The following is a 21,761-nucleotide window of genomic DNA, read 5'->3' on the forward strand; positions in this document are numbered from 1 at the left end:
ATGATGATTATAAAAAAAGTGGTTTACCTGTTGGGCATTGCTGCAACATTGGGCTGCGCTCAAAGTAATAAAAGTGGTGATAAGTTAAGCGACACGACGGCTATATCACAGGTAGAACAGGGGCAGCCAACCAATACAGTGCAGCCAAAACTTATTGAAAATATACCGGCTTTCAGGATATTAACAACAGATAGTGTGTTTATTACCCAGGCTAACCTGAAAAAGAACCAGCCGGTAATAATTATTTATTTTGCTCCCGATTGCGATCACTGCGTGAAATTCATGAATGAGGTAAAGCCTCATTTGAACGAGTTTAAAAAATTGCAGGTAGTGATGATCACCTGGACGAAATATGAAACGCTTGAGCCCTTCCGCAAAAAGATGGGATTAGATGCTTATAAAAACATTACTATTGGCACCGAAGGCGACGATTTACTCATACAACAATATTTCCAGATAAAAGATACGCCTTATATAGCTATTTATAATCAAAACGGCAAATTGGTAAAAACTTTTGCAAAACCGCCTAAAGCAAACACCTTGGTAGCCTTGGTTAAGGGAATGTAATTATTGTTGCTGTTGTTGCTGTTGCTGCATCATTTCCATATATCGCTGATAACTGTTTTTTGAAAACTCCGTTACCTGGTCGGCTATGGGTACCTCAATAACCTGGTGCGGATTCATCAATGCGTTTTCCTCGTCAACCGAAACAGCAACCACCAATTTGTGATTTGATGAGCCTTTGTATACGCCTTTTACAGGGGAGCAGTCAGAGAAATTGCGCCCAACTGCCAGTCGTACATGTGTTTCGTTGGCTATGCAATTATTTGTAGGATCGATGCCAAGCCAGCCGTAGTCAGGAATATATGCTTCAACCCAGGCGTGTGTTGCACCCTCGCCCCGCATCCCGTTGCTATGTGTGCAAATATACCCGCTTACATAGCGTGCAGGTATATGCACCAGCCGTAGCATTTCTGTCATAATGTGCGCGAAATCCTGACATACACCTGCTTTAAGTTTCCAAATTTCATCAAGTGTGGTATCAACGGTAGTTACGCCCTTTATATATTCAAAATTATCAAATACATATTGGCAAAAGCGCAGTACTATCTGGTATGGGGTGTCGTCGGCCTTACGCTCGTTTTCTACAATTTGCTGCAATTCGGCCAGGCCTTCAAAATACTCCTGCCTTAAAAAATCGATGTAAGGCACCATGTATTGCAGTCGCTTAAGGTCATCCCACTGATGCGATGGAAAAATATCATTCACCGGTAGCACCCTGTGTTTTGTGCTTACCACCATTTTGGAGTTAATAACCAGTATGTTATGTGGCTCGCTATAGGTAAAGCTGCCAACCTTATTCCCAAAATAGTCTGTATGGGTGTCTACAATCGGGTTGCCGGTAATACTTACCTCATGTTGCAGCACTTCCTGGTATTCATCCTGAAGCGGGTATAATATAATTTGATTGGCACTATCACGAACAGAGCCGGCGTAAATATATTTGGTGATGTGCTGAATTTCAAATTCGGGCATGGTGTGATTTTTAAGAATTTGCAAAATAATACTCGTTCAATGCGTTGCCTATCCCGTATAATTCGCTTTTAATTTGTGTTAAAAACAAATGCAGGCCTTCCTGCCTGATGCTGCGTACCGAACTATACTTAATGCGGCTTTGCAACCTGCCGATTTGAAACGACATTTCGCGATAATTTTCAAGGTTATTATCATTCTTAAGCCTATCAAAATATCGCTGTATATTGTTCACTGAGTATATAACCGAGCGGGGAAAGTCGTTATTGAGCACTACCTGTTCTAACACATTCTCAGCCTCAAACCCCTCCCGGTATGTTTTCAGGTATAGCTCATAGCCTCCTAATGATAGCAGCAAGTGCTTCCAATACGTAGTATCTGTTAGTAAGTCGGGGTTATCGCTTATCGACCCAAATTTAAGGTCAAGTATATCTACCGACTGAATAGCGCGCTCAAGATATTTGCCAATGTTCATAAAACTGCGGCCTTCGCCCCGTTCCATGGTTATCTCTACAGTGCCATAATATAACATTACCTGTTTTATCAAAACATCAAGTATTCCAATCGGATCCTCGCGCAGCAGCGCTTTGTCAAGTTTAGGATCCTTAACTACATGGTAATATTCGTTAAGGCACTGCCAAAGGTCTTTGGTTATATGCTCCTGTACACTGCGGGCATTTTCGCGTGCCAGGGTTATGATATTTAAAATAGAGTTTGAGTTAGTTTTGCCTGTTACCATATATTTCAATACGGCGCGGCTGTCGTTTTCAAGCTTGTGTGATTCTGCATCGTCCAGGCCGGCAAATATTCGTATAACCGGCTCCCAGGTAAACTCTTGTATCGTATCCTGCGATGAGGCGTAGTTAATTTTTAGCATTCGCAAAATACCGTCGCTGCGTTCAATGTACCTGCTTAACCAATAAAAGCTTGATGCTACCCTGCTTAACATATTATCCCTTTAACCCTCTTTAGTTGTTATTTAATGCATTGTTAATTTTTTAACAGTTGATTACGTCGACGGGCTGAGTACCCACGTATCCTTACTGCCGCCTCCCTGCGAACTGTTTACCACCAAAGAACCTTCTTTAAGCGCTACACGTGTTAGCCCTCCGGGCACTATTTCAATACCGTCAGGACCAAACAAGGCATAGGGGCGCAAGTCTATACGGCGGGGTTGCAGTTCGCCCTGTATATAACACGGCGCAGCAGACAGATTAATGGTAGGCTGAGCGATAAAATCCCGCGGATTCTTCATGATCTCAATTTTATACTCATTAATCTCTTCATCCGACGCTGCATGCCCCATAAGCATTCCGTAACCGCCGCTGCCGTTGGTACGTTTAATTACCATGGTATCAATCTTGTCAAAAACCTGCTCCCGCTCATCGGGGTTACCCAGTTGGTAGGTGGGCACGTTTTTAAGTATCGGCTCCTCATTTAAATAGTATTTTATCATTTGCGGCACGTAGGCATAAACGGCTTTATCGTCGGCAACCCCGTTTCCTATCGCATTTACTATAGCCACGTTACCTTTTCTGTAGGCACCCATAATGCCTGCTACCCCCAGCATGCTTGATGGATTGAACACCAGCGGGTCGAGGTAATCATCATCAACGCGCCGGTATATTACGTCTACTTGTTGCAGCCCGGTGGTAGTTTTCATGTATACTTTATGGTTGTTTACCACCAGGTCGCGTCCCTCAACCAATTCAACACCCATAAGGCGGGCAAGTGTGGTATGTTCAAAATAGGCAGAATTGTAGATGCCCGGGCTTAATAATACTATGGTTGGGTTATGGATTTGCCTTGGCGATAATGCCAGCAAATTTTTATATAAAATAGTTGGATATTCGGTAACGCTACGCACACCGCATTGCGGCAGCAGATCAGGAAAAAGCCGTTTGGTGATCTCGCGGTTTTCCAACATGTAACTCACGCCCGAGGGGGTGCGTAAATTATCTTCAAGCACATAAAAAGTTCCGTCATGATCCCTTATCAGATCTATTCCGGATATATGTACATAAATATCGTGCGGCACCTGCAAATTGTACATCTCCCTCAAAAAATGCGGGCACGAATAAATGATCTCTATCGGTATCAACCCGTCTTTAATTATAAACTGGTTGCTGTAAACATCCTTTAAAAATAAATTAAGGGCAGTAAGGCGCTGTTTAATTCCTTTTTCAACAAATGCCCATTCTTCAGCAGTAATAATGCGTGGTATAATGTCAAAGGGGAAAATCTTTTCAATCCCTTCGCCGCTGTTATAAACGGTGAAGGTAATACCCTGGCTCATGAATAATCTTTTGGCTAATTCTTCTTTTTTATTCAGGTCATCAGCCGATTCTTGCGAAATGTAGTCGATAACCTTCCTATAATGTTCGCGAACATTGGTATTTTCGCCATACATCTCGTCCCATACCCCGTTTATTGGGTTGTATTTATTAAAATAAGTGGATTCTTGCATAAATTATGAACCGAAAATTGACTTTTATTAAACCTACTTATTTATAATGATCGTAATTTATGAATAAAAACCGTATAATTTTCTACGAAATTTTATTTTTAATAATTTTCGTACCGAAATTTGTTAATTTTTATAGTTTGGATACGTGGTTTATTCGGATTTAATAATATTAAAGTAATTAATGCAAAATTGTTTGATTAGCATTAATAAAAAAACTGGTCGAGGCAATACCCCGACCAGCGTAGCAATCCCCTGTGCAAATACCTTAGCTTCTTATAATTATCCGGTATTTTATGGTTAAAGGTGTTGAGCCGGTTACATATATTGTATAGATCTTACCTTCGTCGATCGGGGTGGGTATTGTAAGCAGCGCGGTAGTTGAGCCTGTTGCGAATAACGCGAACGCTGAGTTGGCATCTACATTTGAAAAAGCTGAAGCTGTTTTAAATTTAAGATTGTTTACGAATTTTGAAGCGCCTACAACGCCTACGTCAATTCCTGTTTCAAATGCGGTCGCCAAGTGCACAAACCTAATTTTGGCCTTCCCTGCAGGAGGCGGCGTGATATCATCTTCAGTTACCATGTACGTTGCGGACGACGTAGGGCCGGCATAGAAAATACTGTAATTTTTATTAGCCACCAGTGGTAAATCAAAGGATACATTGGCTGTTGATGAACTTTCAGATCTGAATTCAGCTTTCCGCGTGCCGGCAGTAGTGCTAAGGTATGAGGTGCTCTCCCCATATGCTAAGGCCGAACTGTTAAGCTTGTTATTATCAAGGTAAAAATTTTGTTCTGCTGAGCCCTCAACGGCGTTAACAATCATTACCCTTGCATCACCACGTTTGTTATCGTCCTTATCTTTGCTGCATGATGTTATAGCCAGAGCGACAAAGAGAACCATTAATAGCGACACCAGTTTAAGCAGGCGTACTTGAACATATGTTTTCATAAAAAATAGATTAAGATATTCCTGATAATTAAAAATATATCAAAAATTAAGCCAGCCAGGTTCCGTTTCAGAGATACTGGTTGTATTGGTAGTGCTGATTATTGGCGCATTTAAAGATTCCGTGCTTGTTACCAATTGCCCCGGGAAAAAAAAGCAGGATTCCGTTGGTAGAAATCCTGCTAATATACTGGGTGATAAACCGTCTGTTTACCTATTCGGCTATATCATTAGCATGTGCTTCCCTGAAAAATTTCGCACTAAAGAAGTCGTTATTCATCCGGGCTATATTCGTTAGCGTGATTTCTTTAGGGCATTCAGCCTCGCAGGCTCCGGTGTTGGTACAGTTACCAAAGCCTTCTTCGTCCATTTGAGCTACCATTGACTGTACGCGGCTGTAGCGCTCTGTTTGGCCTTGCGGAAGCATACCTAATTGCGACACCTTAGCTGATACGAACAACATGGCTGAAGCGTTTTTACATGCTGCTACACATGCGCCGCAGCCTATACAGGTGGCAGAGTTAAAGGCCTCATCGGCAATCACTTTAGGGATAGGTATCTCGTTGGCATCAGGCACACCACCGGTGTTGATGGAAATGTAGCCGCCAGCCTGTTGTATACGGTCAAATGCCGAACGGTCAACCGCCAGATCCTTTATCACAGGGAAAGCCGCAGCACGCCATGGCTCAATTGTTATCGTTTGTCCGTCCTTAAATGAACGCATATGCAACTGGCAGGTAGTGATGGCGCGTTTTGGGCCGTGCGGTCGGCCATTGATGTATAACGAACACATGCCGCAAATGCCTTCCCGGCAGTCATGGTCAAAGTATATCGGTTCTTCGCCCTTAAGCATAATGCTTTCGTTCACCACATCAAGCATTTCCAGGAATGACATATCCGGCGAAATGTGCTCAGCCTTGTAGGTAACAAATTTACCCGCGGTTTTCGAATCTTGCTGGCGCCATACTTTCAGCGTCAGGTTCATATTTCCGTTACTCATTTCTATTATGTTGTGAGCTGTAAGTTTTAAGTTGTATGTAAAGCCATTCTTGCAACACACAACCTACAACCTGCAACTATTTATAATTTCTTTGTGCTAACTTAACGTTCTCAAATATTAACTCTTCTTTATGAAGCTCTTCTTCTATGTTCTCACCTTTGAACTCCCAGGCCGCAGCAAAAGCAAAGTTCTCGTCATCGCGAAGGGCTTCCCCTTCTTCCGTTTGCGACTCGAGGCGGAAGTGGCCACCGCATGATTCGCGGCGCATTAAAGCGTCTGTTACCATCAACTCGCCTAACTCAATAAAGTCTGCCACCCGGCCTGCTCTCTCTAATGCATTGTTTATTTCTTCGTTTTCACCGGTTACTATCGCATTTCTCCAAAAGTCGGCTTTCAGATCCTTAATTAACTGCTTGGCTTTGGTTAAACCTTCTTCGGTACGGGCCATACCGCAGTATTCCCACATAATATGGCCAAGATCACGGTGATACTCGTTAACAGTTTTAGTGCCTTTAAGGGCCAACAGTTTGTTTACGTAGTTGATAACGTCCTGCTTAGTTTCGGCAAAAGCCGGATGATTTTTATCAACAGGTTTAGGTCCTATAGTGGCCAGGTAATCGCCTAAAGTATACGGGATAACGAAGTAACCATCAGCTAAACCTTGCATTAGCGCCGATGCGCCCAGGCGGTTTGCACCATGATCGCTAAAGTTACATTCGCCCAAGGCGTATAAGCCGGGTACATTGGTGCTCAGGTTATAGTCAACCCATAGCCCGCCCATGGTGTAGTGCACCGCAGGGTAAATGCGCATAGGTTGTTTGTACGGGTTTTCGTCCGTAATCTGTATGTACATGTCAAACAGGTTGCCGTATTTAGCACGCACTGTATCCTCGCCCATACGCTTAATTGCGTCGGCAAAGTCAAGAAATACCGCAAAGCCCGAACCACCCACACCTTTGCCCTCGTCAACCATTTCTTTCGCGTTACGTGAAGCCACGTCACGCGGAACAAGGTTACCAAACGCCGGATACTTCCTTTCAAGGAAGTAGTCGCGGTCATCTTCGGCTACTTCAGCTGCGGTGATTTCTTTTTTGCGCAATTTCTCAGCTATCTCAACCGTTTTGGGCGCCCAAACACGGCCATCGTTGCGCAGCGACTCTGACATCAGCGTCAGTTTTGACTGGTGATCGCCGGTTACCGGTATACAGGTAGGATGTATCTGGGTATAACAAGGATTGGCAAAGTATGCGCCGCGTTTGTGCGCGCGCCATGCAGCAGTTACGTTTGAGCCAATGGCATTGGTTGACAGGTAGAAAACATTGCTGTAACCCCCGGTGCACAAAAGCACCGCGTGGCCCGCATGCGTGTCAATCTCGCCATTAATAAGGTTACGTGTAACAATACCCCTGGCATGGCCGTCAATTTTAACCACATCAAGCATCTCATGGCGGGTATACATTTTAACCTTGCCCTTGTGTATTTGACGATTAAGGGCTGAATAAGCACCTAATAGTAACTGTTGCCCGGTTTGGCCCCGTGCATAAAATGTACGTGATACCTGGGCGCCGCCAAATGAACGGTTATCCAGTAAGCCGCCATATTCGCGGGCAAAAGGCACGCCTTGTGCTACGCACTGGTCAATAATATTTACTGATACTTCAGCCAGGCGGTAAACGTTGGCTTCGCGGGCGCGGTAGTCACCGCCTTTAATAGTATCATAAAACAAACGGTAAACGCTGTCGCCGTCGTTCTGGTAGTTTTTTGCTGCGTTTATACCACCTTGTGCTGCAATAGAGTGCGCACGGCGGGGGCTATCCTGGAAGCAGAATGCTTTAACATTGTACCCCAGCTCGGCTAATGTAGCTGCCGCCGAAGCACCTGCAAGGCCTGTACCCACAACAATGATATCGTATTTACGCTTGTTGGCAGGGTTAACCAGTTTCAGGTTAAACTTATGCTTGGTCCATTTTTCGGCCAGCGGGCCCTGGGGGATATTAGCATTTAAACTCATTGTATATAATTTGTAAATTCTAATCTCTTAATTTTTAATTCAGCTGCGCTTAACTATCTCGTTAAGTAGTAAACCACCGGCATAGCCGCAAAACCCAACGGTATAATAATGGCAAACAGCCAAACACCTATTTGATAAATAATACCATTGTACCTGCGGTGTACCCAACCCAGCGTGCGGAAAGAGCTTTGAAAGCCATGCAGCAGGTGAAATGATAGCGCGCCTAATGCTACTACATAAAATAACACATACCACCACTGTTTAAAAGCAATTTCAACCGTCTGGTATAAATCTTTGGCTATCATTGTTTCAACGTTACCCTCGGTAAATACGGCGTAATTATATTTCCCGGGCGGCAGGTCGCGTGCAGATAGCAATTCGCCGCTTACCAGGTCCTTTTTGTATTCTTTATATGGTATAACATACTCAGCGTTCTCGCTAAAATCTTCCTGGTGGTATTTAAACCAAAAGTCCTTCATGTGTATTACGATAAATACCAGCAATATTGAACCCAGAATGCCCATGTTTTTTGCCGACCATGATTGCGGCGAGTCGTTACCCGATGCGTAACTCACAGGCCGTGCCTTACGATTATTAATGGTTAATATTAAAGCGTAAACCGAGTGTACTATAATTGACAGGTACAGCAGGTATGACACAACCCTTATAGGCGGAAAGTGAGTCATGAAATTGGCATATGCATTAAAAGCATACCCATGGTCATGGTTAAACAATGATAGGTTGCCACTTAGGTGTACAATTAAAAAGGTACACAAAAACAAGCCTGTTAAAGCCATTATCAGCTTCTTTCCCAACGATGAGTTAAAGGTTTGTTTAAATTCGCTCATTATATTGAAATTATTTCGGCAAAAGTATTTATTAAATGTCAAAACAGCACGGATGGTTGCGACATTTCCAAGCTAAAAGGTTATTTAGAAACAATCTAAGCATTAATAATTTTGGTGGTGAAGCAACACGAGGTATATTCGTTTTGTTAATTTGTACTACATGAGATTTTTAGTTTTTGTTTTAATCGCTTTTATTTCAGTTAGCTGTAATCAGCCCGATCGGATTGTTATTGATGGTAGCGCACCCGGAATTAAAAGTGGTGTTTTTGGCGTAGTTGATGTTTTAAATAAACCGGTTTACGGAGACAATATTGTTGATGGCAAATTTAAGATAAATGAACTGCTGGAGTACCCGGGCTATTATAATGTTAAAGTAACCAATATGTTGGATAGTAAATCTACCCACATACCATACGAAGTTTATCTTGAAAATGGAGAATATATTATTGAACTTAACAACGACATTACTAAATATCCTAAAATTACTACCTCCTCGCAAACTCAGAATGAAGTTTCGGCGTACTATGTCCTTGCCGACGAATTACTTGCTGATATTAAGAAACAGGTAAGTGAGTTAACTTTGTTTTTGAAAAGCGACCGTGCAAAAGGCCTTCCGGCTAACAACTACCTGGCACAGGTAGAGCAGTTAAAGGCTTTACGAGTTAAAGAGAAAAATATAGAAGCGACAGTGATTGAAAAGTTTATCGAGAAATATCCGCAAAGTGCAATCGCGGCACATTTTATTTATAATCTTGATTACAAGAGTGATCCGCCACGGTACAACGCACTTTTTAATAAGTTAAGCGATGCCGCTAAGAACACTGAAGAAGGTAAAGAACTTAGCGCTAAATTAGGGCAATTGGTAAAACTGGTGCCCGGGTGGAAAGGGCCGGCTATTAACGGAACAACACCTGACGGGAAAAAATTTGATCCGAAAGAGGTAAGCCATAAAAAAATTATACTTGTTGATTTTTGGCGTGCAGGTAACCAGGTAAGCCGTATCAACCACGACAAAATTATCAAAGACGTGTTTTTCCAGGTAAATTACAGTAAGGATTTTGGTGTGATAAGTATAAACCTCGATGAACGCAAAGATTGGTGGGAAAATGCCATCAAAGAAGACAAGATGAAATGGCCCCAATATTCAGACCTCAAGGGCAACGATTCTAAAGACGCCGAAGCCTGGGGTATAACACGTGTACCTACATATTACCTGATGGATGGCAACTGGAAAATAATCAGGCGTGATGTGCCATTTGATGATGTAGCCTATGAGGTGACACAGTATCTGGAGCGCTCCCGCTAAGTGGCCAAAAGGGAGGAGATCAATTTGTCAAGCCGCCGTGTCACGTTATAAAGGGGGAGGGTGGCTTTAAGCTATAGCTATTACCTTGTCCTTTAAAACACCGAATACCCTGTCGGTTTTTTGATTGTAGATGGCAACCTTGCCGGTAAATCTGCCAAAAGATGGTAGAACAGCTTGTTTTTTACTGAAGGCGAAACAGGGCAAGGTAATGCGTTGCCTGCCTTTTCCTACAAGCTCTACGCCGGGGTGGATGTGTCCGCAAAAGATATACCCATCAGCGCCGGCCAGTTTTTGACCTACCAGCGGATGGTGCAACATCAGGAATGGGCCAACTTTCAATTCAGCGTGAAGGGTAACGTTTAGCTCAAGATAATGCTTGTCATGAATAATATCATGGTTGCCGCGAATAAGTATGATTTCAATTTTAGCATTGCGCTGCCGCCACATGGCAAACCAATCCCAATCTGCATTCATGTCGCTGTGAAAAAGATCGCCTAAAAAGATGATTTTTTCGGGGCGGTACTCTTCAATAAGGTCAGACAGTGCCCCCAGGTCATTTTGTTCCATATCGCGCGGTACCGCGATCCCTGCTTTGCGAAAATGCCCAACTTTACCCAAATGCACGTCGGCGGCTATAAGGGTTTTTTGCTGCTGCCAGTAAATGGCTTTTTGAGGTAGAAGTAAAAGGTCCTGTTCTAAAAAATTAAAGGCCAAACCGGCGCAAGTCGTCATGCTGCAAATGTAATTATTTTGAATTTTACGAATGAGATGTTATGCTCTTTTTAGGGTTTGATTGATCTGTTTTTGGTATTTTTACGGTCGCCGTATATGAAAAGAATAATAGAATGTGTACCCAACTTTAGCGAAGGTGTTAACAGCAATGTTGTTGCTGCCATTGCTACTTCAATTAGTGCCGTTGCGGGCGTAAAGTTGCTTAATGTGGACCCCGGGCGGGATGCTAACCGTACGGTAGTTACATTCGCCGGTGATCCCGATGCAGTGGTAGAGGCGGCTTTTTTAGCAATAAAAACGGCCGGCGAACTGATAGATATGCGTGTGCAAAAAGGAGAACACCCGCGCATGGGCGCTACTGATGTTTGCCCCCTTGTACCGGTACGCGGGGTTACCATGAGCGAAACGGTTGGCTATGCCGGTAAATTAGCCAAACGCGTGGGCGACGAACTGGAAATCCCTGTGTATTTATATGAATATTCGCAGCCTAACAAACAGCGGAGCGACCTTGCCATAATAAGGGCCGGCGAATATGAAGGCTTTTTTGATAAAATTAAACTGCCTGGCTGGATACCTGATTACGGCCCCAATAAAATGAATGCAAAATGCGGCGCCACTGTTATAGGTGCCCGAAATTATTTGGTAGCTTATAACATTACACTTAACACTAAGCTGGTAAGCATAGCCAGGCAAATAGCTTACGCGGTACGGGAGAGGGGCTTGCACGGCGTACCGGGCAAACTAAAATATGTTAAGGCTATAGGTTGGTATATGCAGGAGTACAGCGCAGCGCAAGTATCAATGAATTTAACCAATATTGAAGAAACGCCTGTACATGTGGTTTTTGAAGAGGTAAGCGCTTTGGCGACTCAATTTGGTGTGACCGTAAGCGGTAGCGAACTTATAGGATTGATACCGCTTATAGCCTTACTGCAAGCGGGGAAGTTTCATTATGAAAAGTTTGGACTAACGGCGGATGCTACCGAACAGCAATTGGTTGATGGAGCCGTTGAATACCTTAAACTGGATTCTTTAGGTAAATTTGAGGCACGTGAGCGGGTTATTGAATACCTGCTTCAGTAATAACGTACAATAAAGCAAATTATATGTCAATATCAACAGCGGCTGAACTGGCCGGTATGCAAAAAGCGGCGGAGGCTGTGGCTATCACCCTTAAGGAAATGACACAGTACGTCCGGCCCGGCATTACCACCAAACAGCTTGATGAATATGGAGCAACTATATTGGCTAACCTGGGCGCTAAATCAGCACCTTATCTTGCCTATGGTTTTCCGGGCTGTACCTGCATCAGTGTCGACAATGAGTTTTGCCACGGTGTACCTTCTGCAAGGCGAATATTAAAAGAAGGCGATTTGATTAATATTGATGTTTCGGCGGAGTTAGATGGTTTTTGGGCCGACAACGGCGGCTCGTTTGTAATCGGCGATGACCTGTACCAGCATCACAAGTTGGTTAACGCCTCAAAAGAAATACTTGCTAAAACTATAGCTAATATAAAAGGCGGGGTGCGCATAGCTGATATCGGCCATTTAATGGAAACGGAAGCAAAAAAACGCGGTTACAAGGTTATTAAAAACCTGGGTGGCCACGGCGTAGGCCGCGGCCTGCATGAGCAGCCCGATGAACTCCTTAATTACCGTAACAAGTTTGATCGGCGCCGTTTCAGAAAAAATACGGTAGTGGCTATAGAAACTTTCATATCAACCACCTCAAACTATGCTGAAACAACAGCCGATGGATGGACGATGGTTGGCGATAAAGGCGGATACATGGCACAGCACGAACATACCATATTGATAACTGATGGTGCACCCGTTATTTTAACCGAAATGAACGGAATTTACAATTGATGATCGCTTCAGGCGATTATTCGGTTGCTTTGCGCCAGGAACAATCGCTTAATGTTGCCTTATTGTTTAATTTTTAAATTCATATTAAAATTTTGAATTGCTATATCTTCTTATTAAATTCGGTTGATTAAGCCTCCGTGATAAGAATGTCTGTATCAAAGCTAGTTAAGCAGGTGTTGCTGTTAAAGCTGTTACTACTATGTGCAATCACTGTTTTTGCGCAGAATAAGCCATCCAACACGGGCAAGGTTAAGGCTAAAATCGTCAGCGCCCAACTGTCGCATTTCAGGTACCTTTCTAACCAGGCTAACGTTATTTTCGCCCCTCAGGCCGGTTTTAGGGAAATCAAAGCTTTAAATAACGAAGATTTTACATTTGATTATGCTATGGATTTGCCTGGCCGCGAATTTGAGGTTTGGTATGTAGTAAGATCACAGAAAGAAAACTGGGCCAGCTATGAACGCGTAATAGGCGACGAAAAGCTGAAACTGGAAAACCCCGACTCTATTTATATGGATATGGGGAGGGCTCATGCCATCGCCTTAACCGGCGAAAGAAATTTTTTTATACGGACATTGCCCGCCTCGGTACTTAACAGGTATAATGCCGACGCCGGGCGTTCGTACCTTTTAAATTTGTTAGACATGCCTGAAACAAAACGATACAGGTATGCTTTGCTACTCTCGCTGCAAAAATTCCGTACCGGCACCATCATGATGGTTTGTTTTACAAACAGCAAAACGCCTGAGTTTTATAAAAATGTTGAACGTGCGGGCAGCTGCGTAAAATTCAGGCACAACGTTCAAAATGTTAGTAAGTTGACAGATTAAGTCGTTTGGGTTATATTCAAAATTTTATTTTTGCCACATTGAGGCAGTATTTGTCCTTTATTAAATATCCCGGCTATTATGGCAGAATCAAATTATAGTGAAGACAGCATCCGGTCGTTAGACTGGAAAGAGCATATACGTTTACGCCCGGGTATGTACATCGGAAAACTTGGAGATGGCTCGGCTTATGATGATGGTGTATATGTATTGCTTAAAGAGATTATTGATAACTCAATAGATGAGTTTGTGATGGGCAGTGGGCGCACTATTGAAGTTAACATGAGCGACCACAAAGTGAGCGTCCGCGATTATGGACGTGGCATCCCCTTGGGTAAAGTTATTGATTGTGTCTCCAAAATCAATACAGGCGGCAAGTATGATAGTAAAGCTTTTCAAAAATCAGTGGGATTAAACGGGGTGGGCACTAAAGCGGTAAATGCGTTATCAAGCTCTTTTACCGTGCAATCCTACCGCGACGGCCGAACCAAGCTGGCAGAATTTGAAAAAGGTGAGCTGATACGCGACGAGGCTGAAAAGGATACTACTCAGCGTAACGGGACGGCTATTAATTTTATTCCTGACGACACTATATTCAGGCATTACCGCTTTATTCCTGAGTTTGTTGAGAATATGATATGGAATTATGTATTTCTTAACGCCGGGCTCACCATCAACTTTAATAATCAAAAATATTTTTCAGAACGTGGTTTATATGACCTTTTGAACCGCAATAGCGACACTGAGAATATACGCTATCCTATTATCCACCTTAAAGGCGAAGATATAGAGATAGCGATGACACATGGTCAGCAGTACGGCGAAGAGTATTACTCGTTTGTAAACGGGCAGCATACAACGCAGGGCGGTACCCACCAGGCAGCCTTTCGCGAAGCGGTGGTAAAAACCATTCGTGAACATTATAAAAAGGAGTTTGATGCTTCGGATGTCCGGGCGTCTATCGTGGCAGCCATTGCTGTAAAAGTGCAGGAGCCTGTATTTGAATCGCAAACTAAAACCAAATTAGGATCGCAAAATGTTGGGCCTGACGGGCCATCAGTGCGTAGTTTTATTAACGACTTTGTTAAAAAGGAGCTTGATGATTACCTGCATGAAAATCCGGCTACGGCTGACGCCTTGTTAAAGCGCATAATGCAATCTGAACGTGAGCGTAAGGATATAGCCGGCATAAAAAAACTGGCGAATGAGCGCGCAAAAAAAGCATCGCTACATAACAGGAAATTGCGCGATTGTAAGCTGCACTTTGATGATAACCACGAACGCAGGCAGGAAACTACCTTGTTTATCACGGAGGGCGATTCGGCCAGCGGTTCAATTACAAAATCGCGTGATGTGCTTACACAGGCTGTATTTAGCCTGAAAGGTAAGCCGCTTAATTGTTACGGCCTCACAAAAAAAGTGGTTTACGAAAATGAGGAATTCAACTTGCTGCAGCATGCGCTGAACATTGAAGATGGTATAGATGGCTTACGCTATAACAATATTGTAATAGCCACCGATGCCGATGTAGATGGTATGCACATACGCTTACTGCTAATGACTTTTTTCTTGCAGTTCTTCCCGGACCTGGTGAAAGCCGGCCACGTTTCTATTTTGCAAACCCCGCTGTTCAGGGTGCGAAATAAAAAAGAGACTATATACTGTTACAGCGACGAAGAGCGGCGTAACGCGATAGCCAAACTTGGTAACAAGCCCGAAATAACACGCTTTAAGGGGCTGGGTGAGATATCGCCTGAAGAGTTTGGTCTATTTATCGGCAAAGATATTCGGCTTGATCCTGTATTTTTAAAAGACGCTAATATCAAAGGGCTGTTAGAGTATTTTATGGGTAAAAATACGCCTACAAGACAACAGCACATTGTGCAAAACCTAAGGGTTGAAAAGGATGATGCCGCCATCAGCCCGCTTTTAGCGCAGGATGGCCCCGAATTGGCTGTGGCTTAAAAAAAATAAAAACGTTCACGATAAATAAAAGCTGACTGGCTTTATTATAACTGTTAAATCAAACAAATGAAATTTAAATATTTAATCATACTCGTTCTCTCTGCGTTTTTACTGCCCGCAAAAGCACAAACCGGTTTCCCTTTTGACAAAGACGTACGACACTTTAAGAGGCTGGATAGCCTAAACTCCCCTAAACCGGGAGGGATATTGTTTATTGGCAGCTCATCTATTACTTTATGGGATGATCTTGAAGAACGGTTTAAAGACAAGCCCATTATCAAACGGGGCCTGGGAGGCTCGCAGCTTACGCATTGGGTACAATATTATATGCCATATGTGGTGTATCCTTACCAGCCAAAGAAAATATTTATTTACGCCGGCGAAAATGATTTAGGCATGGGCCGCACGCCCCAGCAGGTTGCAGACGATTTTAAGAAGTTTTGGGAGATGGTTAACGCCAAACTACCGAATACTAAAATTTACTATTTAACCATGAAGCCAAGCCCTTTACGCCACAAACTTATAAATGACGTTAATTTGGGCAACAGTTTAATAAAGGCATTTATTGATACTAAACCCAACACTAAATATATTGATGTTGCTTCGATTTTATTAAAAAAGGAAACTATGTTTCCGGATTCGTCGCTTTTTAAACCTGATTATTTGCACCTGAACAGCAAAGGGTATGACAGGTGGCAAAAGGTGCTGAAAAAACATGTTAAATAAAAAAAACCTGTTGGCCGAAAAGCTAACAGGTTTAACATTAAACAGGTAAACTAAAATTTATTTAAATACCGAATGCACGTTGGTTATTTTCCACCCGTTGCCGGTGTTTGATACGGTTACCAGGTTACTGCGGGTAAAACCTGAATATTGCAGATCCACTTTTACAATGGCAACTTCGCCATTGCTTTCAATAGTAGTGGTGTTAACCGTGCAGTCTTGCTCGGTATTTTTGCTGGCTTTTAACGAGTTCAGCATATCTGATTTATTAAACGTAATTACTTCTTTACCGCGCATCATGCTGAATTTTACGTTATTGTCAAGCACTTTGTTAAGTCCTTCAAATTTACCATGGGTAACAGCATCAATGTAAGTTGTTATTGCATAGTCTTTGGTAAGCATTTCGCCATCGTCGGCTTTTACAATGTTAGTGGTTATTAATAAGGCTAAGCCCAGGAGGATTGATTTTAGTGTTTTCATTTTATTGTATTTAAGGTTATTATTTATTTTTATACCCATAAGACATTGTTGTTTTACAAACGTTACAGTCTTTTTTTTCAAAAGGTGATTTTAACATATTTTTAACAAGCTAACTTAAATTTACAACAGCGGCGAGGTATGGCCGCTTTAATTTTTATGATAGACTTTACAACTGTTATTCACCGCTTTGGTGATATGGGCGAAAAAACCGGTTGGACATACGTAGAGATTCCTCCCGATATAGCACAGGAGCTTAAGCCCGGTAACCGCCGGTCGTTTAGGGTACGGGGCAAACTGGATGCGTATAACATAGGTGGTGTGGCTTTAATGCCAATGGGCGAAGGAAAATTTATACTGGTGCTGAATGCCGACATGCGAAAGGGGATTCGTAAAAGTAAAGGCGCTATGCTGCGTTTGCAGTTAGAAGAAGATGTAGATTTTAAAGTTATAGCGCCCGCAGACCTTTTGGAGTGCTTTGAATTTGAACCCGAGGCAGGTGAGTTTTTTAACAGCTTGGCTTTATCACACCGAAATTACTTCATTAAATGGATTGAGAGCGCTAAAACCCAGCCCACTCGAGACAAGCGTATAGCGCTTACCATTGATGCCATGATAAAGCGCTGGGATTACGGACAAATGATAAGGGCCTCGAAAAAGAATGTATAAACTAAACGTTCAATGATGATGGGTGTGCTCCACCAATGATATTACGGATAACCGTTATTACAAGCCGGTTTTGAGAATTCGATTTGCATCGGAATATTACCCAAAAAGTAAGGCCCGGTAACCAGCCGGGCCTCTCACAATTGTTATATACACCAATATTTACTTAAAAACCGAGCAAACATTAGTTATCTTCCAACCATCGCCGGTTTTAGCAATAGTTACATAGTTGCTGCGTACAAAATTTGCATATTGCATATCAACTTTTAATACAGTTACTTCTGAGTTATCTTCTACCAGCGTGGTAGTGGTAGTGCAGGCTTGCTTTATATTTTTCAACCCGGCTAAATGATTAAGCATCTCGGTTCTTCCGTAGTTTGTCACCTTTTTGCCTTGCAGTACGCAAAATTTGGTATCGTTGTCAAGAATCTCACTCAGGCCATCTACTTTCCCAAGTGTTATAGCATCAACGTAAGTGCTTATAGCGTAATTTTTTGTAAGTTTCCCGTTGTCGTTATCTTCCGCTTTTGCAAATGTAAAAGTTAGCATTAAAGCCAGTGCTGGTATAATTGTTTTTAGAGTTTTCATTGTTTTTTGTTATTTAATTGTTGTTGATTTTGATTTCTGTTTATAAGACAACATGAAAAATGAAAGGGTTACACTTTAGTTATACTTTATTATTAAGTGCCATTATTATATCCATTTATGCGTTGTCTATTTCTTTTGTTTTAGTTAAAGTTAAGCGGCCTGCCTTTCTTATTACGATGTAAAAGTATAGCTAAGCTTAAGCGTGCACAATCTAAAAATGGTCAGCGGTTATAAGAAGTCGGTAAACAAGTCCTTTTAAGCGGTGAACCATTTAATTATATCTACGAATATCTTCGTACAAAGATGTACGATTTATTTCGTATATGCAAGTGATCGTGAAAAAAAATGATAAATATCCTTTCATAGCTCCCGGGGCTAACACAATAATGCCGGATGTGAATAAAATCTATCCGCATAATAGTTGTGTATCCGTTATATTTACCCATCCATATTATTTTTAGCTACTGATGAGCGACGATTTGACTGCAAATGACACACCGGTTAATGGTGACGATACTTTACATAATGTTACCTCTCTTGACGGCCTGTATGAAAATTGGTTTCTTGACTATGCATCATATGTAATACTTGACCGCGCCGTTCCGCATCTTAATGATGGTTTAAAGCCGGTGCAGCGCCGGATATTACACTCGTTAAAAGAGATGGACGATGGGCGGTTTAACAAAGCCGCCAATGTGATAGGAAATACCATGAAGTACCACCCGCACGGCGATGCATCAATTGGCGATGCCATGGTACAAATAGGGCAAAAGAATTTACTGATAGACTGCCAGGGCAACTGGGGTGATCCTGTAACAGGCGACTCGGCTGCCGCGCCGCGATATATAGAGGCGCGGTTATCAAAATTTGCCAACGAAGTAGTTTTTAACCCAGATACCACAGTTTGGCAAGCCAGCTATGACGGCCGTAATAAAGAGCCTATTACCTTGCCCGTAAAATTTCCGTTGTTGCTTGCACAGGGTGCAGAAGGCATAGCGGTTGGGTTAGCTACAAAGATATTACCACATAATTTTATTGAACTACTTGATGCATCTGTAGAAGTATTGCGCGGCAACAGGCCCAACCTTGTTCCGGATTTCCCTACCGGTGGTATGGCGGATTGTGCTGCGTATAATGAAGGGCAGCGTGGGGGAAGAATAAGGGTGCGTGCTAAGATAGTTGAACGGGACAAAAAGACGTTGGCTATTACCGAAATACCGTTCACTACCACTACCGGTAGTTTAATAGACAGTGTTATTGCAGCAAATGATAAGGGTAAGATAAAAATAAAGAAGATTGAGGATAACACCGCGCAGGACGTAGAGATCATTATACACCTGGCTCCTGGTATATCACCCGATGTTACCATTGATGCTTTATACGCTTTTACCGACTGTGAGGTATCTATATCACCCAACACCTGCGTGATACAGGATGATAAGCCGCGCTTTATGAGCGTAAATGATATGCTTACCGAAAGCACGCATACCACCAAAGGCCTGCTGAAGCAGGAGCTGGAGATAAGGCTGCGTGAATTAATGGAGAAAATATTCTTTAGTTCACTGCTTAAAATTTTTATCCAGGAGGGGATGTATAAGCACCCTGACTATGAAGGGTCATCAACCTTTGAAACGGTTGTAGAAGTGCTGAACAGGTTATTTGAGCCTTTCTTTTCGCTGTTTTACCGCGAGATTTTGCCGGAAGATTATAAGCGACTGATAGACAAGCCAATGAGCAGTATCACCCGTTTTGACTTTAAGAAAACCGATGAACAGATAAAAAATCTGCAGGACGAGATCAAACAGGTAAAACATCATCTTAAACACCTCACGGAGTATACTATTGCCTGGTTTGAAAAACTAAAAGAGAAATATGGTAAAGGACGTGAGCGGAAAACTGAACTGCGGACCTTTGACAAGGTAGAAGCCACGCAGGTTGCGCTGGCCAACATTAAGTTATATGTAAACAGGGTTGACGGATTTATTGGCAGCGGCCTTAAAAAGGATGAATTTGTATGCGACTGTTCGGATATAGACGAAATTATAGTGTTCCGTGCAGATGGGCGCTTTGTTGTAACCAAGGTGCAGGACAAGGTATTTGTAGGTAAGGATATACTACATGTAGCCGTATTTAAAAAGAATGATGAACGCACGGTATACAATATGATATACCGCGATGGCCAGAGCGGGGTTAGCTACATTAAGCGTTTTGCCGTAACCGGTGTAACCCGTGATAAAGAATATGACCTTACCAAAGGCTCAAAGGGATCAAAAGTATTATATTTTAGCGCTAACCCTAACGGCGAGGCCGAGGTTATTAACATACAGCTTAAACCGCACTCCAAGCTTAAAAAGCTGCAGTTTGATGAAGATTTTGCCAACCTGGCTATAAAAGGCCGTGGTTCTATGGGTAACATCATTACCAAATATCCTGTAAAAAAGATTACCCTTAAAACAAAAGGCGTATCAACGCTTGCCGGCCGGAAAATATGGTATGATGATATATTAAAACGCCTGAATGCCGACGGCAGGGGCAAATACCTCGGCGAGTTTGACGGCGAGGATCGTATACTGACGGTGATGGCAAATGGTACCTATGAATTAACCAGCTTTGACCTGAATAACCATTTTGACGACAAGATGATTGTAATTGAAAAGCATGAACCTGAAAAGGTTTATGCTGTTGTACATTATGAGGGTAAGTCAAAAAATTACATGGTGAAGCGGTTTGTTTTTGAAAACATAGCCACAGGGAAGCAAGTAAGTTTTATAAGCGACGAGAATGGCTCAAAGCTGGTGCTTATTTCGGGGGCGATGCAACCCGTTGTAAAAGTGGAACAGTTGAAAGGTAAAACGGCGATACCTGAAACGGTTGAGCTTAACCTTACCGATTTGATAGATGTTAAGGGAATAAAAGCCATGGGCAACAAACTATCAGCCCATGTAGTGCAAAAAATAGAGTTAATAGCCGAGCATGACGATGCGGAGGATGTGCCGGATCCGGCACCTGAAACGGTTGAGGATGTGGAGATAACCGTTACGCCTGCTGATAAAAAGCAGCAGGATGTGCCGCCGGGTAAAGAGACGGCAGTGGAGGTTGGGGAGGATGCCCTTGAGCCGGTAAATCATGATGCCGGAGATGTAATTGAAACTCCAGTTACTAAAAAAGAAGAGCCTGCGCAAACCCAACCGCCTGTTGCAGCGGAGGGCGATGTGCCGGCAGCCGAAACTCCACGCGAGTCCGCCGGCAACAAACCTGTGAAAAAAGTTGATTTTGAGATCACCAATCCCAATGACATCGAGATAGATGATAAGGGCCAAACCAGGATGTTTTAACTAGCCATGGAACTGCAAAAAAAAGCAGCCCTGCATTGCGCCGGGCTGCTTAATTATATGAGGTAGTTAAAGTGATTTACAGAATTAAGATCAATACTAATATGATGATGATAATTGCACCTACTGAAAGGTAAACACCGCCTGAACCCATGGCCTGAGCTTCTTTATTCAGGTTTTTAAGTTCCTGCTTTAACTCTTTACGCTCAGACTTGGTCATGTTTGACCTGTCCATTGCTTTAATTTCGGCAACACGTAATTTAATTTCTTCAATACGTGCAACTTTTTGTTCCTCTGTTAGTTTGGCAGCGGCTTCTGTATATGCAGCCTTACTTCCGTCATTGTCATTGGCAACGGCGTTGTTGCTAAAAGCCGTAACAGACAACAGCATAGCGATAGCGATCAGATAAATCTTTGTTTTCATAGTTTTAATGTTTGGTGAATTTATCTGATAAGATTTAAAAGA

General features: G+C 42.6%; 20 protein-coding genes. 9 read left to right on the top strand and 11 right to left on the bottom strand.

What is annotated here, in order from left to right; all coding sequences use genetic code 11:
* Complete coding sequence (locus tag DJ568_RS13125; RefSeq protein ID WP_114005746.1) at nucleotides 1-567, top strand: TlpA family protein disulfide reductase; 567 nt, start codon at nucleotides 1-3, stop codon at nucleotides 565-567.
* Here DJ568_RS13125 and DJ568_RS13130 read toward each other — a convergent pair whose 3' ends face one another.
* The 7 genes from DJ568_RS13130 to DJ568_RS13160 form a co-directional block, all read right to left on the bottom strand.
* Complete coding sequence (locus DJ568_RS13130) at nucleotides 568-1,536, bottom strand: transglutaminase family protein (RefSeq protein ID WP_114005747.1); 969 nt, start codon at nucleotides 1,534-1,536, stop codon at nucleotides 568-570.
* Between the two features lie 10 nt (nucleotides 1,537-1,546).
* The gene (locus DJ568_RS13135; protein ID WP_114005748.1) at nucleotides 1,547-2,482 is read right to left on the bottom strand and encodes an alpha-E domain-containing protein; all 936 of its coding nucleotides are present in this window, start codon (nucleotides 2,480-2,482) and stop codon (nucleotides 1,547-1,549) included.
* Nucleotides 2,483-2,542: 60 nt separating this feature from the next.
* Complete coding sequence (locus DJ568_RS13140; protein WP_114005749.1) at nucleotides 2,543-4,000, bottom strand: circularly permuted type 2 ATP-grasp protein; 1,458 nt, start codon at nucleotides 3,998-4,000, stop codon at nucleotides 2,543-2,545.
* 265 nt (nucleotides 4,001-4,265) lie between these two features.
* Nucleotides 4,266-4,952 (bottom strand): DUF4397 domain-containing protein, encoded by a 687-nt coding sequence (locus DJ568_RS13145; RefSeq protein ID WP_114005750.1) that lies wholly within the window; start codon nucleotides 4,950-4,952, stop codon nucleotides 4,266-4,268.
* Nucleotides 4,953-5,163: 211 nt separating this feature from the next.
* Nucleotides 5,164-5,949: a succinate dehydrogenase/fumarate reductase iron-sulfur subunit gene (locus DJ568_RS13150; RefSeq protein WP_114005751.1), complete on the bottom strand. Its 786-nt coding sequence runs from the start codon at nucleotides 5,947-5,949 to the stop codon at nucleotides 5,164-5,166.
* 76 nt (nucleotides 5,950-6,025) lie between these two features.
* Complete coding sequence (locus DJ568_RS13155; protein WP_114005752.1) at nucleotides 6,026-7,960, bottom strand: fumarate reductase/succinate dehydrogenase flavoprotein subunit; 1,935 nt, start codon at nucleotides 7,958-7,960, stop codon at nucleotides 6,026-6,028.
* Between the two features lie 53 nt (nucleotides 7,961-8,013).
* The gene (locus DJ568_RS13160; RefSeq protein WP_114005753.1) at nucleotides 8,014-8,808 is read right to left on the bottom strand and encodes a succinate dehydrogenase cytochrome b subunit; all 795 of its coding nucleotides are present in this window, start codon (nucleotides 8,806-8,808) and stop codon (nucleotides 8,014-8,016) included.
* 160 nt (nucleotides 8,809-8,968) lie between these two features.
* Between DJ568_RS13160 and DJ568_RS13165 the strand changes: the two genes are divergently transcribed.
* A complete protein-coding gene (locus tag DJ568_RS13165) occupies nucleotides 8,969-10,114 on the top strand; it encodes a TlpA family protein disulfide reductase (RefSeq protein WP_114005754.1) in 1,146 nt (381 codons plus the stop codon).
* A gap of 66 nt (nucleotides 10,115-10,180) precedes the next feature.
* On the opposite strand, the gene pdeM is transcribed toward DJ568_RS13165, so the two are convergent.
* Nucleotides 10,181-10,846 carry a ligase-associated DNA damage response endonuclease PdeM gene (pdeM, locus tag DJ568_RS13170; RefSeq protein ID WP_114005755.1) on the bottom strand — a complete coding sequence of 222 codons (666 nt, stop codon included), beginning with the start codon at nucleotides 10,844-10,846 and terminating at the stop codon, nucleotides 10,181-10,183.
* A 96-nt stretch (nucleotides 10,847-10,942) separates the two neighbouring features.
* Between pdeM and ftcD the strand changes: the two genes are divergently transcribed.
* From ftcD to DJ568_RS13195, 5 genes are all read left to right on the top strand, one after another.
* Nucleotides 10,943-11,929 carry a glutamate formimidoyltransferase gene (gene ftcD / locus DJ568_RS13175; RefSeq protein WP_114005756.1) on the top strand — a complete coding sequence of 329 codons (987 nt, stop codon included), beginning with the start codon at nucleotides 10,943-10,945 and terminating at the stop codon, nucleotides 11,927-11,929.
* Nucleotides 11,930-11,952: 23 nt separating this feature from the next.
* On the top strand, nucleotides 11,953-12,717 hold the full coding sequence (map, locus tag DJ568_RS13180) for a type I methionyl aminopeptidase (RefSeq protein WP_114005757.1): 765 nt from the start codon (nucleotides 11,953-11,955) through the stop codon (nucleotides 12,715-12,717).
* A 146-nt stretch (nucleotides 12,718-12,863) separates the two neighbouring features.
* Complete coding sequence (locus DJ568_RS13185; protein ID WP_114005758.1) at nucleotides 12,864-13,547, top strand: hypothetical protein; 684 nt, start codon at nucleotides 12,864-12,866, stop codon at nucleotides 13,545-13,547.
* Between the two features lie 78 nt (nucleotides 13,548-13,625).
* Entirely contained in the window at nucleotides 13,626-15,509 is a 1,884-nt protein-coding gene (locus DJ568_RS13190; RefSeq protein WP_114005759.1) for a DNA topoisomerase IV subunit B, read from the top strand.
* 66 nt (nucleotides 15,510-15,575) lie between these two features.
* Entirely contained in the window at nucleotides 15,576-16,235 is a 660-nt protein-coding gene (locus tag DJ568_RS13195; RefSeq protein WP_114005760.1) for a GDSL-type esterase/lipase family protein, read from the top strand.
* Nucleotides 16,236-16,292: 57 nt separating this feature from the next.
* On the opposite strand, the gene DJ568_RS13200 is transcribed toward DJ568_RS13195, so the two are convergent.
* Nucleotides 16,293-16,712 (bottom strand): nuclear transport factor 2 family protein, encoded by a 420-nt coding sequence (locus DJ568_RS13200; protein WP_114005906.1) that lies wholly within the window; start codon nucleotides 16,710-16,712, stop codon nucleotides 16,293-16,295.
* Between the two features lie 156 nt (nucleotides 16,713-16,868).
* On the opposite strand from DJ568_RS13200, the gene DJ568_RS13205 reads away from it, so the two are divergent.
* On the top strand, nucleotides 16,869-17,378 hold the full coding sequence (locus DJ568_RS13205) for a YdeI/OmpD-associated family protein (protein WP_114005907.1): 510 nt from the start codon (nucleotides 16,869-16,871) through the stop codon (nucleotides 17,376-17,378).
* Nucleotides 17,379-17,537: 159 nt separating this feature from the next.
* Here DJ568_RS13205 and DJ568_RS13210 read toward each other — a convergent pair whose 3' ends face one another.
* Nucleotides 17,538-17,963, bottom strand: a complete 426-nt coding sequence (locus DJ568_RS13210; protein WP_114005761.1) for a nuclear transport factor 2 family protein — start codon at nucleotides 17,961-17,963, stop codon at nucleotides 17,538-17,540.
* Between the two features lie 467 nt (nucleotides 17,964-18,430).
* Between DJ568_RS13210 and DJ568_RS13215 the strand changes: the two genes are divergently transcribed.
* Nucleotides 18,431-21,298 carry a DNA gyrase/topoisomerase IV subunit A gene (locus tag DJ568_RS13215; protein WP_114005762.1) on the top strand — a complete coding sequence of 956 codons (2,868 nt, stop codon included), beginning with the start codon at nucleotides 18,431-18,433 and terminating at the stop codon, nucleotides 21,296-21,298.
* A gap of 76 nt (nucleotides 21,299-21,374) precedes the next feature.
* Here the strand turns inward: DJ568_RS13215 and DJ568_RS13220 are convergent, their stop codons facing one another.
* On the bottom strand, nucleotides 21,375-21,719 hold the full coding sequence (locus tag DJ568_RS13220; protein ID WP_114005763.1) for a hypothetical protein: 345 nt from the start codon (nucleotides 21,717-21,719) through the stop codon (nucleotides 21,375-21,377).
* Nucleotides 21,720-21,761 lie beyond the last annotated feature (42 nt).

This window comes from Mucilaginibacter hurinus (assembly GCF_003324525.1).
GTDB classification, from domain to species: domain Bacteria; phylum Bacteroidota; class Bacteroidia; order Sphingobacteriales; family Sphingobacteriaceae; genus Mucilaginibacter; species Mucilaginibacter hurinus.